A 20,640-nucleotide genomic window follows, 5' to 3' on the forward strand; every position below is an offset into this window, starting at 1 on the left:
AAAAAGATTTGGCACTATTGGTTTTTTAAAAATATATTTGTATGATTGAACAAAAGTATTTAAATGATATTTACAAAGCATTATTTACGAGTTCGTTATGGAGAAACCGACCCTATGAAGTATGTCTATTATGGTAACTATGCAGAGTATTTAGAGGTAGCCAGAGTAGAGCTGTTCAGAAGTATAGGAATCTCTTATAATGAGATAGAAAATCGTGGGATTTGGCTCCCCGTTTCGGAATATAAAATTAAATATTTAAAGCCTGCAAAGTATGATGATATATTGGAAATTCATACCCGTGTGAAGAAACTTCCAGCCGTGAGAATCGAGTTTGAATATGAGATTTTCAACCAAAAGGGTGAGAAGCTCTCCGAAGCAGTTACTACGCTCTTCTTTTTAGATGCTGCTACCCAGAAAATAACCAAATGCCCAGATTTTATAATGCAATACCTACAAAAAAATTGGAAAGATGAATAAACCTAATTTTATACTCGCCTCCACTTCTACGCTTTTCGGAGGACAGTACTTGGAATACCTCAGAGCACCCATCACAGAGCTCTTTAAGGGTATAGATGAAATCGTATTTATCCCTTTTGCACGCCCTTCGGGGATTTCGTATGAAGATTATACCGCTAAGGCAAGGGCATTCTTCTCTACTTTAAATATTAAGGTGAGAGGCTTGCATGAGTTTCAGGATATGAAGGAGGCTATCCGCAGTGCTAAAGGCTATTTTACAGGAGGCGGAAATACTTTTCTCCTTGTGAAAACCCTCCACGAAAACGCTCTGATGAACCTCTTAAAAGAGAATGTAGAGAGCGGAAAGCCGTATCTGGGGTGCAGTGCAGGCAGTAATATCGGTGGGGTGAATATGAAGACCACGAATGATATGCCCATCGTCTATCCTCCGAGCTTTGATACAATGGGTTTGGTACCTTTTAATATCAACCCTCATTACCTTGACCCTCAGCCTGATTTAAAACATAATGGCGAGACTCGAGAGACCCGAATTAAGGAGTTTCTCAGCCAGAACAATCTCCCTGTTGTAGGACTTCGAGAGGGCAACTGGATACGAAAATCAGGAGATATTACCACAGTGGAAGGTGAAAAATTGACAAGGATATTTCTCCCTGATACTGAACCTTATGAGGTAGAAAGCGGTACTGTACTTTCATTTTAGGCATTGAATTTGTAGAGAAGTTTTCATTAGAAGCTTTATATATTGTGAATTAGATAATTAATAGATTTAAAAACTAAATAAAAATTAAGATTATAATTTAAAATTTACATACAATGAAAAACTTACTATTTGCCACAGGAGTGGCACTGTTATTAATGAGTTGCTTGGGAAGCGACTTTGATCAAGGTATGCAAGACATTGCTGTAAAGACCATTACTGAAAAGACTTATATCGGCATTGAAGAAGCTGGCAATATAAGGAAAGGGGATTTGGAAGACCACAATGTAAAAACCTACAATAGAAAAGGTCTACTGATTGAAGATGCAGATTATAATGTATCCAATGGAAACCTCTCTCAAAAGACGACCTATACCTATAATGATAAAGATTTAAAAGTGGAAGAAGCCTTTTGGGATGGAGATGGTTCATTGAATTACAAAAAAATATTTACTTATAATGATAAGAATTTGTTAGAAGAAGAAAAAATGACTAATCCTGACGGAAGTCTTGTTTCTGAAAATGTTTATAAATATGATGCTAATGGTTATTTGATAGAAAAGTGGAACTATGATAGTAATCGGAAGCTTGAATCTAAAGATGCTTATGAGTATGATGCAGCAGGAAACCAGATTGCTTGGTCTCAGTTTACAGCTAAAAATTTCCTTAAATTTAAATATGTTTATCGGTATGATTCGAAAAACCGAAAAATTAGTGAGCAGTATTATAATCCTGATGATACAAAAGGGAATGGTACTACCTATGAGTATAATAACCAAGGAGATATTATTAAAGAATCTACATATAATGAGTTCGGAGTCCTTATTGCACAGGAAGAACAAAAATATACTTATGGTTATCTTGGAATTTGGAGTGTTAAAATAACACATATCCGTGATGCTGGTTTCTCTGTAACAGAGAGAGAGATAGCTCTTTATTAATTTTTAAAGCTAACTGAAAATAGAAAAGACTGCAATAAATGCAGTCTTTTTTTATGCAGGAGATATAGATTTTATTTTTTCATCATCATTTGTTTGAGGTCTTTTAAGGCCTGCTTAGCTCCAGTATCTCCTGTTTTTGCTGCCATTTCATACCAGTATTTAGCTTTTGAATAATCCTGAGGTACACCTTCTCCAGATTCATATAGAGCTCCTAAATTGTACTGAGCATCTGCTATACCTTGCTCGGCAGCCTTTTGATACCAGTAAATAGCTTGGGTTTTATCTTCTGATATACTTTTGCTGTCGTACAATAAACCAAGGTTAAACTGAGCTATAGCATCTTCCTGTTCAGCAGCTTTTTCGTACCAGAATTTAGCTTTCATTATATCCTGCTGTATGCCATCACCATTCATATAGAGAGAACCAAGGGCAACTTGTGCTTTGGCTACATCTTGTTCGGCAGCTTTTTGGTACCAGTAAAAGGCTTTTGTTTTATCTTTTGCTCCACCATCTCCATTTTCATACATTAGTCCAATATTGTATTGGGCAACTTTATAGCCGTGTTCAGCAGATTTTTCCCACCAATATTTTGCAATCGTAAGGTCTTTAAGTACGCCATCTCCCTTTGCATACATTGTTCCCAAGCTGTATTGTGCCTCGGGGAGCCATTGCCGTGCGGCTTTTTCGTACCAGAATTTAGCTCTTATAAAGTCTTTAGGCATACCTTCACCATTTTGATACATTTGCCCAAGGAAGTGTTGAGCTTTGGGATTCCCTTGCTCAGCTACCTTCGTCCACCAATATTTGGCTTTCGAGTAGTCCCGAGGTATACCTTCGCCGTAGTAGTACATCTGCCCGAGAAAGTGTTGGAGTTTTATATTCCCTTTTTCAGCAACCTTTTCCCACCAGTATTTGGCTTTTTTATAATCTTTAGAGGTGCCATTGCCCTCGTAGTACATCAATCCGAGGTTAAACTGAGATATCAGGTTTCCCTTTTCGGCTTCTTTTTTTATTTCTTTAAAACTTTTCTGTGCTAATAAAGTGCAGGAGAGTAGGGAAAGTGTTAGTAGATTTATTTTCATTCGTTGTCGATTAGTAGTATTCTATTATTTGTTCTGAGGTTTCGGAGAGCTCTTCATTGGTATAGGTTTCTCGTCTCGTCCAGTTCCCTTTTTTATCAAAGGAAAGGTATTTAAAATTCGCTTTTATCGGACCAAAAGGCCACTCGATTGAAACCTCTGAAGGAAGTTTTTTATCATTATACTTTATCGCAATTTCAAGGAGTTTGGTTTCAGTAGCAGGGGAGGATATCTTTAAGCTTGTGCAGAGATCTCCATCGTATTTAAAGGTATAAACCGCCTCTAAACTATCGGTAGGGGTATATTCTATAATCTTGGAGGGAATCCCCTTCATTGCACTAAAAAATACTGTGGATTTTGAGGTGAGATTTCCCTTGCTGTCATAGGTTTTGGACTCTGCTTCGTGGTCGTTATTAGGGTAGGTAATCAGTGTTTTGGCGATCAGTGCTCCTGTGCCGTCATATCCCGCCTCTTCAGAAGGGAGTTGCTTATCATTATACTTATAATGATAGGTCATATTGGTCTCTTCATCTTCGTTTTTATTGTATTCTGTTTTTGAGATGAGATTGCCATTAGCATCATAAGTGAAAGTTTGTTTTTCCTTTAATTCATTATTTGCATCATTAATGATAAGTAGGGTTTTATTCTTTTTCTTGTTGTAGTGGGTAGTGCGGGTAGATTGCAGCATAGGTTTTTTGCTATCGGCTGAGTCTGTGTATTTATAAGTAATTTCTTTTACGGATTTTATGTTTCCAATGAGGTTATTGTACTCCAAATCACCCATATCCTTTGGTATTTGAGAGAGGCAAAGAACTGATAGAACCGAGAAGAGGAGGCTTACTATATTTTTCATCATTTGATTTTTTTTATTAATGAATGGAATTATTGGTCATATTCATTAGGGTGGAGTGTTTTTATTTCATCTATGGTGTGGAGGACTTTCTCTTTTAAAGATTGCTGATAGGCTTCTAATTTTTTTGAGATTTCAGGTTCCGAAGCACCTATGATTTTAGCGGCTAAAATCCCAGCATTTGTAGCGCCGTTTAGGGCAACTGTTGCCACAGGGATGCCAGAGGGCATTTGCAGGATAGACAGAACAGAATCCCATCCATCAATAGAGTTGGATGAGAGTATAGGCACCCCGATAACGGGTAGTGTAGTGCAGCTGGCAACCATACCAGGGAGATGTGCTGCACCTCCTGCTCCAGCGATAATGGCTCTCAGCCCTCTTGATTTTGCAGATTTTGCATACTCAAACATTCTCTCAGGGGTGCGATGTGCAGAGACTACCGTAAGCTCGTAGGGGATTTCAAGGCTTTTTAAAAAATCAGCGGCTTGTTGCATAACGGGCAAATCACTCTGGCTGCCCATAATAATACCTATCATTTTATTATTTTTTTAGATTTTAAAGCCTCAAAGATAGGGTTTAAATTAATACGGTTTATAACCTATATCTTTATTTATATAAATAGAGCAAATTTTTATTAAATAAGCAAAATTGTTGTTCTTTGGGAGGGCGTTTATCAATGTATTATAAAAGATGATTTTTATTCTTTTTTGTCTCTTAATTAAGATGGTTAGTATAGTTGTATTTCCTTTTTCTTTCCTTCATCCGTAGGAGCTCTTCCTCCATCGGGAGGAGCTTCTCCTTCACATTTTTTTAAATGTCCTACTTATTGATTATAACAGGATTTTAACTAAAAATTATTTCAAACAGATTGCTAATAAAACCCTACCCAATACGGAACAAAAAAAAGACTGCTTTTATGATAAAAACAGTCTTTCGGGTTTCTAATTTCTAGTTTAAGCACGCTCCATACGAGTAGCTAAGAATCTCACCGACTACGGTGTAAGTGCTTGCCACGCTGTGGTCTGCTTCACCGGCTACGATATAAGTGTCTCACCGGCTACGGTGTAAGTGCTCGCCACGCTAGTGGCTGCCTCACCGGCTACGGTGTTATTTGACTTGTACGAGTTTTACATCGAAGATGAGCCAAGCGTTTGGAGGGATTACACCTCCTGCACCTCTGGTGCCGTATGCTAAATCTGGTGGGATGATGAAGGTAGCTTCATCGCCTTCGTTGAGGAGGAGGAGCCCTTCGTCCCAACCGCGGATTACTTGCCCAGTACCTACGGTAAATTCAATGGGCTCTCCTCGTTTGAAGGAGCTGTCAAACTCATTACCATTGGCTAATCTTCCTGCGTAGTGTACGGCTACATTTTTACCTGCTTCTGCTTTTGCACCGCTTCCTTTTTTGGTGATTTTGTAGAGGAGACCAGATGCGGTTTGTGTCATATCTTTTTTCAGATTTTCCAATTGTTTTAGTGCTTCCTCTTCCTGTTTTTTGATGAGTGCGGCGTTGTTTTCTTGAATTTTGGTTTTACCTTCTTCAAAAACTTTTGCAGCGTCGTAGTGCTTGTATTCATCTCCTTTGCTGAATATGGAAACTTTTTGGAGGACTACATTTTCTTTGGGTTTATCTCTTTCGTCTCTTTCTACGCTTGCAATGCTTTCAATTACTTCCTCTCCTTTTACCACTTTACCGAAAACGGTGTGCTTGCCATCGAGCCAAGGCGTAGCTACTTCTGTGATGAAGAACTGAGAGCCGTTGGTATTAGGTCCAGAGTTTGCCATAGAGAGGTAGCCCTTTCCGAGGTGTTTCAGGTCGTTTTTCTCATCATCAAACTTATAACCAGGCTCGCCCATACCCGTACCGAGAGGGTCTCCTCCTTGAATCATAAAATCCTTAATCACGCGGTGGAAGATGGTACCATCGAAATAAGGTTTACCTTTTAGTTCTGCCTTTACAGAAGTGTTTTTACCCTCTGCAAGGCTGATGAAACTCGCTACTGTAACGGGAGATTTCTTGTCCTCAAACTTCACGAGCATATTCCCTTTGGAAGTTTGGAGGTTTGCATAAAGCCCATTGTCAAGGCTTTCATAAGTTGCTTTGTCTACATTCATTTTCTTATAAATTGGTGTGCAGCTCACTATGGAAGTGAGAACCGCAGCGGTTAAAAATTCTTTTATTTTCATTACTATAAATATTTAATTTCTTTTTAATCTGATGATGAGAGGCAAGTCTGCTGGGATTTTATCTCCATCGCCTAAAATTCCATACGCTAATGATGAGGGTACGAGCAATACCGTTTCTTCATCGGTTTTCAGATATTTTAAAGCGTCTTCTACGGCTTTTAATTCTTCAATCTTAATAGGAGAAACCTCTTTCTGTACTACCGCTGGTGAGGGATAAATAGCCGTTGCATTAAAGTCTGAAAGGCTGTATTCATAAGAATATAGTGCTTCATTAGAGGCTTTTCTCCCTTTGAAATCTATACTTGACCAGTAGTTCATCGCAGTGGGGTAGAAGTTCTGCTCTGCTTTCTCTTTTATCCAGTTTTTAATGAACTCCCGCTCTTGCTGGTTTCTGTTTTTGTTTTTTTCTTTAGATTGTTCCATATCATTTGCAACGGGAGCATTCATCCCATTTGCAGGGGAATATACTTTAGGCTTCTCACAAGCGGAGAAACATAGGGTACCCAGAGCAATGATATAGATTTTTTTCATAAACGATGGCAAAAGTAGTGAATTTAATCTTTACCTCCACACACGATTGGGAATTATAAAATATTCCTTAATTTTGGCGAGATTTTTCACAAATGAAAATATCGCATTAGAAAGAAATGGAAGAACAAAGTACGCTTACCAACAAACCTAAATGGATACGCGTAAAGCTCCCAACAGGAAAGAATTATCGTGAGCTTCGCAGTTTGGTAGACAAATATAAGCTCAATACCATTTGCCAAAGTGGGAGTTGCCCAAATATGGGAGAATGCTGGGGATACGGTACCGCTACATTTATGATTCTCGGGAATATCTGTACCCGAAGCTGTGGTTTCTGCGGTGTGAAAACAGGAAAACCCCTCGATGTAAACTGGGATGAACCAGAAAAAGTAGCTCGGTCTATAAAATTAATGAAGATTAAGCACGCTGTACTTACTTCGGTGGATAGAGATGACCTAAAAGATATGGGCTCCATACTCTGGGCAGAAACCGTAAATGCCGTTCGTAGAATATCACCAGGAACCACTATGGAAACCCTGATTCCAGACTTTCAAGGGGTGAGGAAAAATATAGACAGGCTGGTAGAAGTAGCACCAGAAGTTATATCTCACAATATGGAAACCGTAAAAAGGCTTACCCGAGAAGTGAGAATACAAGCTAAGTATGAGAGAAGTCTTGAAGTCCTTAAATACTTGAAAGAAGCAGGGCAGAGACGAACAAAAACAGGGATAATGCTCGGATTAGGAGAGGAGAAAGACGAAGTCTTCCAAGCGATAGAAGACATTAGAAATGCAGATGTAGATGTTATTACTCTGGGACAGTATCTTCAGCCTACTCGTAATCACTTACCTGTAAAGAGATTCATCTCTCCAGAAGAGTTTAATGAATATGGAGACTTTGCCCGCAGTCTTGGTTTTAGGCATGTGGAGAGTTCCCCTCTGGTGAGGTCTTCTTACCACGCAGAAAAACATATTCATTAATGGTAAGTTATTGTATAAGAAATTAGAAATACTTATTTTTGGCAAAATTTTAAATAGAAAATTAAGAATAATGAAAAAAATAGTTTTAGGTTTATCCTTAGTGGCATTGATGGCTGTTAGCTGTAAAAAACTCCCTGAGGGAGGGAATAAAAACATTCTGAAGCTGGAGGATGGTGTAGAAAGATACACTGATGATGCACAATCTCACTCCGAAGCAGAGCATACCGCTCCTGAGACCCCAGAAGTAGAAGCAACACCAGCAGATTCCACTGAGGTAGAACAACCAGCTCACTAAGAAAAAATCTCAATAATGCCTCCTGTTTATCAGTGGGCATTTTTATTTTAACTTAAATTAATAAATAATGCAAAAAACATTAGATTATATTCATCAGAATAAAGACAGATTCGTAGAGGAGTTATTTGATTTATTGAAAATAGCTTCTATTTCTGCTGACCCAGCATATAAAAATGATGTACTTAAGTGTGCAGATAAAGTAGCAGAATACCTCCAAAAAGCGGGAGTAGATAATGTAGAAGTTTGCCAAACAAAAGGCAATCCTATCGTATATGGGGATAAACTCATTAACCCAAACCTGCCTACTGTTTTGGTTTATGGGCATTACGATGTGCAGCCACCAGACCCGATAGAGCTTTGGAATAAACCTCCTTTTGAGCCTTATATTGAGAAAACGGATATCCATCCTGATGGCGCTATCTTCGCCAGAGGTGCAGCGGATGATAAAGGTCAGTTTTTTATGCATTTAAAGGCATTTGAAGCAATGATAAATACCGATGCTCTGCCTTGCAATGTTAAGTTTATCATAGAGGGAGAAGAAGAAGTCGGCTCCGTAAGTTTAAGTGATTTCGTCAATGAAAACAAGGAAAAACTCTCTTGTGATTGCATCCTTATTTCAGATACCAGCCTCTATTCTATGGAGCAGCCTACTGTAACTACTGGGCTCAGGGGGCTCAGCTATGTAGAGGTAGAAGTAGAAGGTCCTAATCGCGACCTCCATTCGGGTTTATACGGAGGTGCAGTGCCCAACCCGATCCATACCCTCAGCAGGATGATTGCTCAGCTGATAGATGAAAACGGTCATATCACTATCGATGGATTTTATGATAATGTACAAGTTGTTTCCCTCGAAGAAAGAGCCGAGATGAACAAGCTAAAAGATAATGTAGAGGAATACAAAAACGCCATCGGTCTTAGGGGGGTAGAGGGCGAGAAAGATTATACTACTCTTGAGCGAACCTCCATTCGTCCTACTTTGGACTGCAATGGCATCTGGGGAGGCTACACTGGCGAAGGGGCAAAAACCGTTATCCCATCTAAAGCCTATGCTAAGATCTCTATGCGCCTCGTGCCTTATCAAACGCCTGAAGAGATTACAGAGAAATTCACCCAATACTTTCATAAAATCGCACCTGATAATGTGAAAGTAACCGTAAATCCGCATCACGGTGGGCTTCCTTATGTTCTTCCAATAGATACTAAGGAGTTTCAATCTGCCAAAAAAGCTATGGAAACGGCTTTCGGTAGGGAGGTTCTCCCATTCAGGAGTGGTGGTAGCATCCCAATTACCACAATGTTTGAGCAAGTTCTCGGTTCCAAATGCGTCTTAATGGGCTTTGGATTGGCGTCAGATGCTATCCACTCGCCAAATGAGCATTATGGGCTCTCCAACTTCTTTAAAGGTATAGAGAGCATTCCTCTCTTTTTTCAAAATTATGCTAAGCAATAAATTTTAGCTATGAGTCATTGGTTTTCGGTTAATAGCTGAAAGCCAATGGCTTTATAAAAAACTCAATAAAACAGATGAAAATAAGAATCTTACTTTTTCATACAAAATATTATTTATAGACCTATATTTTGTCCCCCCCATTGCTTTGAAAACACTAAAAAAAGCAATACTTTTGAGGAGTTTTTTTTACAAACATCACCCTAAAAATGAAAAACCTCATTTCAATATTCTTCATCACCCTTTTGCTCATCAGTTGCAGCAAGCTCAAACCCGAAGGAGATATCCAACAAAAACAAATCCCACTAAAAAATTTCTCCTCTATAGATGCTAAGGGCAAATTCAGAGTGTTTTGGCTGAAATCCGAACAAAATCTATTAGAAGTCGAGACTTATCCCAACTTCATTGATAATCTGAATATCAATATAAAGGATGAAAACCTCACCATCTCCGAGAAAAAGGAAACTTTTGGTAATGGATTCTACAGTATCACTATTTTCTCCAAAAATACTCCCTTAAAAATCACCCTTAGAGACTCTATCGAGTTCAATGTTTCAGGGCAATTAGCATTAAAAAACCTAAAATTATCCCTTAGTGATAATTCAAAATTCATCGGAGCAGTAAAATCTGACCGTACAGAGATTGAAATGCGGCATTTCAGCCTTGCCAACTTCAAAGGCTTCACCCGAGAGGCATTAATTAAGATAAAAGATACAGCGGGAATCATTGCACCTTATTGGGAAGTTAATACCCTTAGTATCAAGGCTTATAACGGGGCTTATGCGGAGGTCAATACACAAGATTCCATAAAAGCAGACTTAAAAAACACCACGAAATTCGTTTATTATAATAGCCCTGTAAAGATTTTTAAGGCAGATAAAACCGTGAAAATCCAAAATATTAATCCGAAATAAAAATTAAACCCCTTACTCGCTAAGGAGTATCTTAAAACCAGATAATAATAACTAAAATCATAGATTATGACAGCATTAGAAAGAGCTAAACAATGGCTTACAGACGCTTTTGATGAGGAAACCAGAGCTCAGGTTCAGAAGCTCATCAATGAAAACTCAGCAGAATTAGAAGATTCCTTCTACAAAGCCCTCGAATTTGGTACTGGGGGGATGAGAGGTATTATGGGCGTAGGCACCAATCGCCTAAATAGATACACGCTTGGGCAGGCTACTCAAGGACTTGCCAATTACCTCAAGGAGCAGTTCCCTGGTGAGGAGATTAAGGTTGCTGTGGCGTTTGATGTTCGAAATAATTCTCCAGAATTCGGAAAAATCGTTGCCGATGTCCTTACGGCAAACGGTATTAAAGTCCTCCTCTTCAAGGAGCACCGCCCTACGCCTGAGCTTTCATTTACGGTGAGAAATAAGAAGTGTAATGCGGGTATCGTCCTCACTGCATCGCACAATCCACCAGAATATAATGGCTATAAAGTCTATTGGAATGATGGCGCACAAGTCGTACCTCCCAATGATGAAAACATTATCAAAAATGTATATGCTGTAAATTTTGCAGATATTAAATTTAATGGAAACGACTCACTTATAGAATGGATAGGAGAGGAGCAAGATGATGTATACATTGATGCTTGTATGCAAAATTCCCTTTATCAAGAGGATAAAATCGGTTATGATAACCTCAACATCGTCTTCACTTCCATACACGGTACTACTTACACTACCATCCCTAAAGCACTTGCAAAGGCAGGTTTTAAAAAGGTAGATTTAGTCTCCGAGCAGATGATTCCGAGTGGCAATTTCCCTACTGTTGAGAGTCCTAATCCAGAGGAACCCGCTGCTCTCAGTATGGCGCTCAATCTTGCAGAGATAACCAATGCAGATATCGTTATCGGTTGCGATCCAGATGGTGACAGGCTCGGCATTGCCGTACGAAACCTCGATGGTAAAATGCAGCTCCTCAATGGCAACCAGACCAATACTGTTCTTTCGTATTACATCCTTGAGCAGTGGCAGCGTCTCGGTAAGCTCCAGCCTTCGGATTTCATCGGTTCCACCATCGTTACCTCAGATATTTTCTTTGATATTGCTAAAAAGTTCGGTATCGAATGCAAAGTAAGCCTTACAGGCTTTAAGTGGATTGGAAAAATGATTCGAGAGGTAGAAGGTAAGCAGAAATTCATCTGTGGAGGCGAAGAGAGCTTTGGATTTATGACGGGTGATTTCGTGAGAGATAAAGACTCTTGTGGCTCCATCCTCCTTGCCTGCGAAGCAGCAGCTTGGTGCAAGGCTCAGGGCAAAACCCTCTTCCAATATATGATTGATATCTATAAAGAAGTTGGCTTCTACTACGAAGGGCTCGTTAATGTGGTTAGAAAAGGAAGAACAGGTGCTGAGGAAATCAGCCAGATGATGACGAATTTCAGAAGCAATCCTCCAAAGCAGATCGCTGGTTCTCCTGTAGCCGAAATCCGAGATTATAAGGAGAGAACCCGCTTCTCTGTAGCTCAAAATACCACTGAACCTATCACCGATGTGCCTCAGTCTAATGTTCTCATCTTCTATACTGAGAATGGAAACAAAATCTGCGTCCGTCCTTCGGGTACAGAGCCTAAAATTAAGTTCTATGTATCGGTTAAAGCAAGCATCACCTCAGAAGAAGACTTTAGAAAAGAACTCCCAGTCTTGGAAGCTCAGATAGAGCAGGTGAAAAAGGACTTAAACCTCATCTAAATATTCATTCTTGTTGAATTTTAAAAAAGCCGTATTTTTACACACCTAAAAAAAATCTAATAAGATGAATAGAGTATATCTTGATAATGCTGCTACCACTCCTCTTTCTGAAGAGGTCGTTGATGCGATGGTAGAGGTGATGAAAATTAGCTATGGAAATCCTTCCTCTACCCATAGTTTTGGGCAAGAAGCAAAGGCTCTTATAGAGGGCGTTCGTCGCAATATTGCCGATAGTCTTAAGGTTCAACCTGCCGAGATTGTCTTTACCTCTTGTGGTACGGAGTCTAATAATCTCATCATCAAATCCTGTGTAGAGCATCTCGGTGTAGAGCGTATCATCACTTCTCCACTGGAGCACAAGTGCGTGGCAGAGTCTGTCCGAGATATGAAAGCTCGAAAAGGGGTAGAGGTGGTCTATATCCGACCGAATCATCAGGGAGATCTCAGCCTTGATGATATAGAAAAAGCTCTCCAAAGCTCCGATAAAAAGACTCTCGTTACCCTTATGCACGCCAATAACGAAGTCGGGAATATCTATGATATAAAGGCAATAGGTGAGCTATGCAAAAAGTATAATGCCTATTTTCACTCAGATACGGTGCAGACCATCGGGCATTTGGACTTGGATTTTTCTAAGATGAATATAGACTTCGCTTCCTGCTCTGCTCATAAATTTCACGGGCCAAAGGGCAATGGCTTTGCCTATATTAGGAAATCTACTAAGCTAAAGGGAATGATTTCTGGTGGTGGTCAGGAGCGAGATATGCGGTCGGGTACCGAGAATGTGGTTGGTATTGTAGGCTTAGGCAAAGCCTTTGATTTGTGTATCCAAAACCTTGAAATCTATAAGAATAAGATTCAAGAGATAAAGGATTATACCATTCATCAGCTCATAGATAAAATTAAAGGTGTGAAGTTCAACGGTCGCTCCTCAGAGGCGGAGAACAGCCTCTTTACACTGGTGAATGTCCTTCTTCCGTTTAAAGACCCGCTTATCGGTTTCAAACTGGATATGAAAGGCATTGCTATCTCGCAGGGGAGTGCTTGTTCATCGGGAGCAGCAAAACCCTCTACCGTTATGCTAATGCTCCTCACCGATGAGGAAATGGAGAGTTGTACGCCGCTTAGAGTGTCTTTCAGCCATTATACTACGAAGGAGGAAATAGACAAGTTGGTAGAGGCTCTTGTAAGCATTCAGCAGGATTTTAAATAGATGAAAACAATGTTTCAGATAGATGTAGAAAAAGATAATTGTGTATTATTTTACTACATTTGCAAAGTTAAAATAAGAAAAGAATAAATTATGGCATTAGAAATTACAGACAGCAGTTTCAAAGAATTAGTTTTAGATTCTGATAAGCCCGTATTGGTAGATTTTTGGGCAGTATGGTGTGGGCCTTGCCAAATGCTTGCTCCTGTTATTGATGAACTCTCTCAGGACTTTGAAGGTAAAGCAGTAGTAGGCAAGGTAGATGTAGATAACAACCAAGAGGTATCCGTACAATATGGAATCAGGAATATCCCTACGCTTCTTATTTTTAAAAATGGGGAAGTAGTAGATAAAATCGTGGGTGTAAATCCTAAATCTGTTATAGCAGAGAAATTATCTGCACATTTATAGGAAAAAAACACTATTGAAAATCAATACCCTTTTATCCAAAGGGTATTTTTTTTGGAAAAAAGTTTTGGAGGTTTGCAGAAAAACTATACTTTTGCACTCGTCAAAAAGGAACAACGCTCTTTATTAACACTAATTGATCCGGTAGTTCAGCTGGTTAGAATGCCGCCCTGTCACGGCGGAGGTCGCGGGTTCGAGTCCCGTCCGGATCGCAGAAATAGATTTTTCTCATAAGTTTATTGATCCGGTAGTTCAGCTGGTTAGAATGCCGCCCTGTCACGGCGGAGGTCGCGGGTTCGAGTCCCGTCCGGATCGCAGAATCTCACTAATGATTTAGTGAGATTTTTTGTTTTTTAATCCTACAAAAAGAAATTTTATTCTTTCGTTTTAAAATCTTAAATTTGGGCAAAATTTAATTATTCAAATACATTAAAAAAAGAAAAATATGTCAAAAGCAATTTCACAAGTTCCTATTGCGATTAATGAGCCAGTAAGAACTTACGAACCAGGAAGCCCAGAGGTGAAAAACCTTATTTCCACTTACCAAAAAATGTGGAATGAGAAAGTAGAAATCCCAATGATTATCGGTGGAAAAGAAGTAAAATCTGATGAAAAAGTAAGATTAGAATCTCCACAAGACCACCAGCACGATTTGGGATTTTTTTATAGAGGTAATGCAAGCCATATAGACCAAGCTATTGAAGCTGCTTTGGCTGCAAAACCGAAGTGGAATGCTCTCGGTTGGGAGCAGAGAATTTCTATTTTCCTTAAAGCGGCAGACCTTATTGCTGGCCCTTACAGAGATAGAATAAATGCAGCTACAATGATCGGGCAGTCTAAGAATGTGCACCAGGCAGAGATAGATTCCGCTTGTGAGCTTATAGACTTCCTTAGATTTAATGCAGAATTTATGACGGAAATGTACTCCGAGCAGCCGGTTTCAGATAACGGAATCTGGAATAGAGTAGAGTACAGACCACTTGAAGGTTTCTGTTTTGCGCTTACTCCGTTTAACTTTACTGCTATTGCGGGCAATCTCCCTTCTTGTATGGCGATGCTTGGGAATGTAGTCGTTTGGAAGGCTTCCGATAAGCAAATCTATGCAGCAAGTGTCATTATGGAGGTATTCAAAGAAGCGGGACTTCCAGATGGGGTGATCAACCTCGTATTCTCACCAGGTAAGGAAACAGCAGATAAGGTTCTTACCCACCCAGATTTCGCGGGCTTGCATTTTACAGGCTCTACCGCAGTATTCCAAAGTATGTGGAAGAAAATAGGAGAGAACATTCATAACTATAAATCTTATCCGAGAATTGTAGGTGAAACGGGCGGTAAAGACTTCGTTATCGCTCACACTTCTGCGGATGTAGATGCCGTAGCTACTGCATTGGTAAGAGGTGCGTTTGAGTATCAAGGTCAGAAATGCTCTGCAGCTTCCAGAGCTTACATCCCTCAATCTCTTTGGGCAAAAGTAAAAGAAGCCTTAGCAGCTCAGCTCAGAACGGTTAAAGTAGGTACGCCAGAAGACCCATCCAACTTCGTAAATGCTGTGATCGACAAGGCATCTTTCGAGAAATGCAAGGGGTATATAGACAGAGCAAATGCCTCTTCTGATGCAAAAGTAATCTTCGGAGGTAAGTGCGATGGCAGTAAAGGCTGGTTCGTGGAGCCTACCATCATCGAAACAACCAACCCAAAATACGAGAGTATGGTAGAAGAAATCTTTGGCCCAATCCTCACCATCTATGTTTATGAAGATGAAAAGTGGACTGAAACGCTCAAATTGGTAGATACCACTTCTCCTTATTCATTAACGGGGTCTGTATTCGCGAGGGACAGATATGTGATAGATGAGGCTTTCAAGGCATTAGAAAACGCTTCGGGTAATTTCTATATTAATGACAAACCAACGGGTGCCGTTGTGGGTCAGCAGCCATTCGGTGGCGGTAGAGCGTCTGGAACCAATGACAAAGCAGGCTCTAAAATGAACCTACTCAGATGGGTTTCCGTTCGTTCGATTAAAGAGACTTTCGTAAGCCCTAAGGACTATAAATATCCTTATTTAGGCTAATATAAACGCGAATAATCTTAAAAGGTGGAGATCTAATCTCCGCCTTTTTTGTTGGATAAATAGAGATTATCTATTGTCAGTTTTAAAATTAAACTCATACTTTTGTCCATCAAAATAGTTAAAAATTATGAGTTTGATTAAAGAATTTAAAGCATTTGCATTCAAGGGAAATGTGATTGATTTGGCTGTCGGTGTCATCATCGGGGCAGCATTTGGTAAGATTGTATCCTCGCTGGTAGATGATGTCATCACGCCGCTGCTACTCAACCCCGTATTAAAAGCAGCGGGAGCGGATAATATTGCAAAACTCTCTTGGAATGGAGTTACTTACGGCAACTTCCTTTCATCGGTTATCAGCTTCTTTTGTATTGCGCTCGTCCTTTTTTGGTTGATAAAAGGAGCGAATAAGCTGAACAAAAAACCAGAGGAAGCACCCGCGCCACCAGCTGGTCCTACGCAGGAGGAGCTCCTTGCAGAAATCAGGGATTTGCTCAAAAACAAATAAGAACTTCACGACCGCTGAAAGGCGGTTTTTTTATTTATATTTGGCGCTTTAATTTTTCGTATGGAGTTTAAAATACACCGATTAGAGGAGTGGAATGAGGTGATAGATGCCCTCCTCCCGCATATAAAGCACAATATTCTCCTGATGAGGGGAAATCTCGGAGCGGGGAAGACTACCTTTACGCAGTTTTTACTAAAGAAGCTCGGCAGCGCAGATGAAGTCTCCTCGCCCACTTATGCTATCGTAAATGAGTATCATTCCCCGAGAGGCAGGGTTAATCACTTCGATTTGTACAGGATGAAGTCCATAGAAGAGGTTTATGATATAGGCATAGAGGAATATCTTGATAATGCTTTTCTGAACATTATCGAGTGGGCAGAGATTTATGAGCCCGCGCTCGAAGGTATCCCTTATCATAGCCTCAGCATAGAGGTGGAGGAGGGCGTGCGCAGGGTGGTTTTTGAATAACCCCGAGCCATAATCTTCTAAAAACTTATTAAATTTTATCAATATGCCGCCAAAGGAATGATTTTTGCCTCTGGGCTGTGCATTATAAAAACAGAAAAATTAATCAAGTTATGTCTCAAAAGGTTCTTATCGTAGAAGATGAAAAAACGATTTCTGGGGTGCTTCATAGCATCCTTTCGGATGAGCTTCCAGAGTATGATTTCACCATTGCCGAAGATGGCCTCGAAGGTTTAAAGAGGGTAGAAAAAGAGGAGTTCAGCTTAGTGATTTCGGATATTAAAATGCCTAAACTTTCGGGTTCAGACTTTCTCAAACAGAGCTTAAGCATTAATCCAGACCTTACATTTATAATGATTTCTGGGCACGCAGATATAGATACTGCGGTTTCCTGCTTAAAGGAGGGTGCGTATGATTTTATCTCAAAACCGATAGACATCAACAGGCTGCTGACGAGTGTGAGGAATGCTCTGGACAAAGGAAACTTGAAGAAAGAGAATAAAACCCTCCAAAGCGAGAATAAAACCTTAAAGAAGAAAGTCAATAAGAAATACCAGATGATTGGCGAGAGCGAGCCCCTGAAAAAAATACAGCAGATGATAGATAAAGTTGCTGCATCGGATGCAAGGGTGCTCATCACAGGTCCCAATGGAGCAGGGAAGGAGCTGGTAGCCCACGCGATTCATTCCCAGAGCGAGCGCTCCAAAGGTCCTATAGTGGAGGTGAATTGTGCAGCCATCCCTTCCGAGCTTATCGAGTCTGAGCTTTTCGGGCATATAAAGGGCTCTTTCACTGGCGCTATAAAAGATAAATCTGGGAAGTTTGAGCAAGCAAATGAGGGCACTATTTTCCTCGATGAAATAGGGGATATGAGTCTTATAGCCCAAGCGAAAGTCCTCCGAGCTTTGCAAGAAAATAAGGTTTCTCCTGTGGGCAGCGATAAGGAGATTAAAGTTAATGTTCGCGTACTGGCAGCGACCAACAAGGATATGAAAAAGGAAATTGCCGAAGGGCGTTTCCGTGAGGACCTATACCATAGAATTTCGGTAATAGAAATCTATGTACCTCCATTGGATGAAAGAAAAGAGGACATACCACTTCTCGTAGAGCATTTTGCGAAACTCATTGCAGATGAGCAAGGAAATACCCCGAAAAAATTTTCTAAAGAGGCGATAAAAAAACTTCAATCTTTTTCGTGGACGGGCAATATCCGAGAGCTGAGAAATGTGGTAGAAAGGCTTATCATCCTCGGTGGGAACCCTATCTCAGAAGAAGATGTGGTAGCGTTTGTTCGTTAAGTATTTTTTAGAAAAAACATTTTGCCCTGCACTATATGCAGGGCAAAATGTTTAAAAAAAAGAGGGGGATTAGAGTAGCCTTACTTCTACAAGTTCTTTTCCGATATTCCGAATACCTTCCTGTATTTCATAAAGCCTTTTTTCGGAGGCTTTAGTCTTTCCTGTAGCGTATTTTCTCATCATTACAGGGCTTATTTTTAATCGTCTTGCCAGTTCTGATAAATTAATCTCGGGGAGTTGTTTGCATATTCCGTTAAGTTCAATTTCATATACGAATTCTACTCCTTTTTTATATTTTTTTACGAAGCCTAAATCACCATCTTTTTCGCATTCCTCTAAATGAAAATCAAAGGCATCTTGTAAATTTTTTTTCATTTCATCAAAAGTATTCCCATCAGCTACTACAATACCTTCTATGTTTTCAGTATTTGCCCAATAAACTCCATTTTCTTTACGAACGGTTACTTTTATCTTTCTCATTTTTTTATTTTTTTTTTCTAATAATAATTTAATAAACAACGGTTCTATTTCAGTCCTGCCTGTTTTAAAATTGCATTTATAGTCCCTTGGGGTAAATCTTTTTTAGGGTGAGGTATCGTTACTTTACCTTTTTTAGTTTGGTGCTTAAAATGATGATGGCTTCCTTTAACATTAACCAAATACCATCCGTCATCTTCTATAACCCTAATTAGCTCTGTACTACTCATTGGGTATTGTTTTAGTATTGCAAATGTAGGTAACTTTTTTGTACCCCAAAATATTTTAATCAGTATTTTATGTAATATTAATATTATTGATTTAAAGATATTTTATAACAATCCTTCTAAGATTAAGAAGAGGTATATTCCTTCTTTCTCCCTTCTTTCTCTCTGCATTGTCCTTTGCTGTATTTTGGAGGTTATCTTTTATTCCCATCTTATTTTATAGAATAAATTTATAATATTCATTGTTTTTTTTTACGATTGTAATACTAAAAAGTTTGAGCTACTTTTGCCGCAAATTTTTATTTAATGTCTTTTTTAAATCCCGTTTATACAAAACAAACATTAAAACTCGCTATACCTGTAATGCTTACTCAGCTGGGGCAGGCTTCTGTAAATTTATTTGATAATATTATTGTGGGGCGCTTGTTAGGAGCTAATGCCCTTGCTTCGGTTTCGCTTGGGAACTCGGTTTTTTTTAGTGTTTTTGTTTTTGCATTGGGGATTTCACTTGCGATTCCACCCCTCGTGTCGGAAGCGAATTCGCAGAACAATCATTCGCAAATCAATAAGGTTTTTAGCCACGGTTTTGTGATTAATTTGGCTATCGGTATTCTTCTCGCCGCATTATTGCTGCTGATTTCTCCCCTGATGAAATACGCCCAACAGCCACCAGAAATCATTCCCGATGCTATGCGGTTTTTAAACATTATGGCGATAAGCATTATCCCCTTTATGATTTTTCAAACGATGAGGGAGGTATCAGAGGGGTTGTCCTATACCATTGGTGTTACGGTGGCTACAGTAGCGGCAAACCTCATTAATATCGCACTTAATTATACCTTTATCGAGGGGCTCTTCGGTATTACTCCTATGGGCGTAGCAGGTTCGGCGTATGCCACCCTGATTTCAAGGTTTTTCATCATCATTTTTCTCTATTTTATAATGAGGCGAGAGTCTAAAACTCAAAAATATTTAAAGGAATTTAGCCTTAAACTCGAGATTTTCTCAAAAGAAATGTTTCGTAAGATGCTCAAAATAGGTGTGCCCATCGCTTTTCAACTTTTCTTTGAGGTAAGTACCTTCGCTGGGGCATCGTTTATATGCGGACTGGTTTCTGCTACCGATGTAGCAGCACACCAAGTAGCGATGACAATGGTCTCCTTCACCTATAACCTTTGTGTAGGTTTCAGCGTGGCTTCCACTATTATGGTGGGCAATAAGTTTGGCGAGAGAGATTTCTTAGGTGCTCGGAAGATCGGTGTTAATAATATAAAAATCGCCTTTATATTTATGAGCCTCTGCTGTTTGATTTTTATCTTGGGCAAAGACATCCTGCCGACTTTCTATACCAAACCTGGTGAGACCAATGTCGTGGTGCTTGCTTCTATGCTGCTCATCATTGCCTCACTTTTCCAGTTGTCAGACGGCATCCAAGTCGTAGCGCTCGGTAGTCTTCGCGGGCTTCAAGATGTGAAAATCCCGAGTATTTTCACTTTCATCGCCTATTGGGTCATCACCATTCCGCTCGGGTACTATCTCTGCTATGTGCGAGGGATGGGCGCCGTAGGGATGTGGATAGCTTTTGGTGTGGGGCTCACCATCTCCGCCGTTCTGCTCGTTCGCCGCTTTCTGATTCTTACTTCTCGCTCTGATTTTGCGAGCGCTTCTTAACCGAAGAAGGCTACATCTTTTTTACTCATTATGATGAATGGCAAATAGCCTCCTCCCCCCTTCGGAGGCTCTATTTATCGTAATATAAGCCTATATTTTATAGATAAATTTTAATGAACAAAAAA

The 20,640-nt window shown here is 39.7% G+C and carries 22 protein-coding genes and 2 tRNA genes; 17 read left to right on the forward strand and 7 right to left on the reverse strand.

The genetic code is table 11. The features are described 5' to 3' along the window. Nucleotides 1–63 precede the first annotated feature (63 nt). The 3 genes from D8991_RS04150 to D8991_RS04160 all read left to right on the forward strand — a co-directional run bounded on the left by D8991_RS04150 (nucleotide 64) and on the right by D8991_RS04160 (nucleotide 2,115). A complete protein-coding gene (locus D8991_RS04150) occupies nucleotides 64–477 on the forward strand; it encodes an acyl-CoA thioesterase (RefSeq protein WP_120488918.1) in 414 nt (137 codons plus the stop codon). Next, complete coding sequence (pepE, locus tag D8991_RS04155; protein ID WP_120488919.1) at nucleotides 470–1,177, forward strand: dipeptidase PepE; 708 nt, start codon at nucleotides 470–472, stop codon at nucleotides 1,175–1,177. The genes D8991_RS04150 and pepE overlap by 8 nt, the downstream gene beginning before the upstream one ends. A gap of 113 nt (nucleotides 1,178–1,290) precedes the next feature. Further along, nucleotides 1,291–2,115, forward strand: coding sequence for a hypothetical protein (locus D8991_RS04160; protein WP_160224665.1), 825 nt, complete (start codon nucleotides 1,291–1,293; stop codon nucleotides 2,113–2,115). 71 nt (nucleotides 2,116–2,186) lie between these two features. Here the strand turns inward: D8991_RS04160 and D8991_RS04165 are convergent, their stop codons facing one another. The 5 genes from D8991_RS04165 to D8991_RS04185 form a co-directional block, all read right to left on the reverse strand. Beyond that, nucleotides 2,187–3,197 carry an SEL1-like repeat protein gene (locus D8991_RS04165; RefSeq protein WP_120488921.1) on the reverse strand — a complete coding sequence of 337 codons (1,011 nt, stop codon included), beginning with the start codon at nucleotides 3,195–3,197 and terminating at the stop codon, nucleotides 2,187–2,189. Nucleotides 3,198–3,207: 10 nt separating this feature from the next. After that, nucleotides 3,208–4,050, reverse strand: a complete 843-nt coding sequence (locus tag D8991_RS04170) for a hypothetical protein (RefSeq protein ID WP_162926733.1) — start codon at nucleotides 4,048–4,050, stop codon at nucleotides 3,208–3,210. A 26-nt stretch (nucleotides 4,051–4,076) separates the two neighbouring features. After that, complete coding sequence (gene purE, locus D8991_RS04175) at nucleotides 4,077–4,580, reverse strand: 5-(carboxyamino)imidazole ribonucleotide mutase (protein WP_120488923.1); 504 nt, start codon at nucleotides 4,578–4,580, stop codon at nucleotides 4,077–4,079. A 571-nt stretch (nucleotides 4,581–5,151) separates the two neighbouring features. Continuing rightward, on the reverse strand, nucleotides 5,152–6,159 hold the full coding sequence (locus D8991_RS04180; protein WP_120489691.1) for a peptidylprolyl isomerase: 1,008 nt from the start codon (nucleotides 6,157–6,159) through the stop codon (nucleotides 5,152–5,154). A gap of 84 nt (nucleotides 6,160–6,243) precedes the next feature. Then, nucleotides 6,244–6,762 carry an FKBP-type peptidyl-prolyl cis-trans isomerase gene (locus D8991_RS04185; RefSeq protein WP_120488924.1) on the reverse strand — a complete coding sequence of 173 codons (519 nt, stop codon included), beginning with the start codon at nucleotides 6,760–6,762 and terminating at the stop codon, nucleotides 6,244–6,246. Nucleotides 6,763–6,878: 116 nt separating this feature from the next. Here D8991_RS04185 and lipA point away from each other — a divergent pair, with 116 nt between their 5' ends. From lipA to D8991_RS04250, 13 genes are all read left to right on the forward strand, one after another. After that, nucleotides 6,879–7,739: a lipoyl synthase gene (gene lipA, locus D8991_RS04190; protein ID WP_120488925.1), complete on the forward strand. Its 861-nt coding sequence runs from the start codon at nucleotides 6,879–6,881 to the stop codon at nucleotides 7,737–7,739. Nucleotides 7,740–7,809: 70 nt separating this feature from the next. Next, entirely contained in the window at nucleotides 7,810–8,034 is a 225-nt protein-coding gene (locus tag D8991_RS04195; protein WP_120488926.1) for a hypothetical protein, read from the forward strand. Nucleotides 8,035–8,101: 67 nt separating this feature from the next. Next, nucleotides 8,102–9,484, forward strand: coding sequence for a dipeptidase (locus tag D8991_RS04200; RefSeq protein ID WP_120488927.1), 1,383 nt, complete (start codon nucleotides 8,102–8,104; stop codon nucleotides 9,482–9,484). A 206-nt stretch (nucleotides 9,485–9,690) separates the two neighbouring features. Continuing rightward, on the forward strand, nucleotides 9,691–10,395 hold the full coding sequence (locus D8991_RS04205; protein ID WP_120488928.1) for a GIN domain-containing protein: 705 nt from the start codon (nucleotides 9,691–9,693) through the stop codon (nucleotides 10,393–10,395). 66 nt (nucleotides 10,396–10,461) lie between these two features. Further along, nucleotides 10,462–12,183 (forward strand): phospho-sugar mutase, encoded by a 1,722-nt coding sequence (locus tag D8991_RS04210; RefSeq protein WP_120488929.1) that lies wholly within the window; start codon nucleotides 10,462–10,464, stop codon nucleotides 12,181–12,183. Nucleotides 12,184–12,247: 64 nt separating this feature from the next. Next, nucleotides 12,248–13,396, forward strand: a complete 1,149-nt coding sequence (locus D8991_RS04215; protein ID WP_120488930.1) for a cysteine desulfurase family protein — start codon at nucleotides 12,248–12,250, stop codon at nucleotides 13,394–13,396. A 90-nt stretch (nucleotides 13,397–13,486) separates the two neighbouring features. Beyond that, the gene (gene trxA / locus D8991_RS04220; protein WP_120488931.1) at nucleotides 13,487–13,804 is read left to right on the forward strand and encodes a thioredoxin; all 318 of its coding nucleotides are present in this window, start codon (nucleotides 13,487–13,489) and stop codon (nucleotides 13,802–13,804) included. A gap of 135 nt (nucleotides 13,805–13,939) precedes the next feature. After that, a tRNA-Asp gene (locus tag D8991_RS04225) sits at nucleotides 13,940–14,013 on the forward strand. A 29-nt stretch (nucleotides 14,014–14,042) separates the two neighbouring features. Continuing rightward, nucleotides 14,043–14,116, forward strand: a tRNA-Asp gene (locus tag D8991_RS04230). Between the two features lie 130 nt (nucleotides 14,117–14,246). Continuing rightward, nucleotides 14,247–15,872: an L-glutamate gamma-semialdehyde dehydrogenase gene (gene pruA / locus D8991_RS04235; protein WP_120488932.1), complete on the forward strand. Its 1,626-nt coding sequence runs from the start codon at nucleotides 14,247–14,249 to the stop codon at nucleotides 15,870–15,872. A 127-nt stretch (nucleotides 15,873–15,999) separates the two neighbouring features. Next, nucleotides 16,000–16,377: a large conductance mechanosensitive channel protein MscL gene (mscL, locus tag D8991_RS04240; RefSeq protein WP_120488933.1), complete on the forward strand. Its 378-nt coding sequence runs from the start codon at nucleotides 16,000–16,002 to the stop codon at nucleotides 16,375–16,377. A gap of 60 nt (nucleotides 16,378–16,437) precedes the next feature. Beyond that, nucleotides 16,438–16,845, forward strand: coding sequence for a tRNA (adenosine(37)-N6)-threonylcarbamoyltransferase complex ATPase subunit type 1 TsaE (gene tsaE, locus D8991_RS04245; RefSeq protein ID WP_120488934.1), 408 nt, complete (start codon nucleotides 16,438–16,440; stop codon nucleotides 16,843–16,845). Between the two features lie 110 nt (nucleotides 16,846–16,955). Then, on the forward strand, nucleotides 16,956–18,140 hold the full coding sequence (locus tag D8991_RS04250) for a sigma-54-dependent transcriptional regulator (RefSeq protein WP_120489692.1): 1,185 nt from the start codon (nucleotides 16,956–16,958) through the stop codon (nucleotides 18,138–18,140). Nucleotides 18,141–18,209: 69 nt separating this feature from the next. Here the strand turns inward: D8991_RS04250 and D8991_RS04255 are convergent, their stop codons facing one another. Next, complete coding sequence (locus D8991_RS04255; RefSeq protein WP_160224653.1) at nucleotides 18,210–18,620, reverse strand: type II toxin-antitoxin system HicB family antitoxin; 411 nt, start codon at nucleotides 18,618–18,620, stop codon at nucleotides 18,210–18,212. Between the two features lie 44 nt (nucleotides 18,621–18,664). Then, nucleotides 18,665–18,847, reverse strand: a complete 183-nt coding sequence (locus D8991_RS04260; protein ID WP_120488936.1) for a type II toxin-antitoxin system HicA family toxin — start codon at nucleotides 18,845–18,847, stop codon at nucleotides 18,665–18,667. A 303-nt stretch (nucleotides 18,848–19,150) separates the two neighbouring features. On the opposite strand from D8991_RS04260, the gene D8991_RS04265 reads away from it, so the two are divergent. Then, nucleotides 19,151–20,515, forward strand: a complete 1,365-nt coding sequence (locus D8991_RS04265; protein WP_120488937.1) for an MATE family efflux transporter — start codon at nucleotides 19,151–19,153, stop codon at nucleotides 20,513–20,515. The last annotated feature ends 125 nt before the right edge of the window (nucleotides 20,516–20,640 follow it).

This window comes from Bergeyella cardium, from assembly GCF_003614945.1.
Taxonomy (GTDB): domain Bacteria; phylum Bacteroidota; class Bacteroidia; order Flavobacteriales; family Weeksellaceae; genus Bergeyella_A; species Bergeyella_A cardium.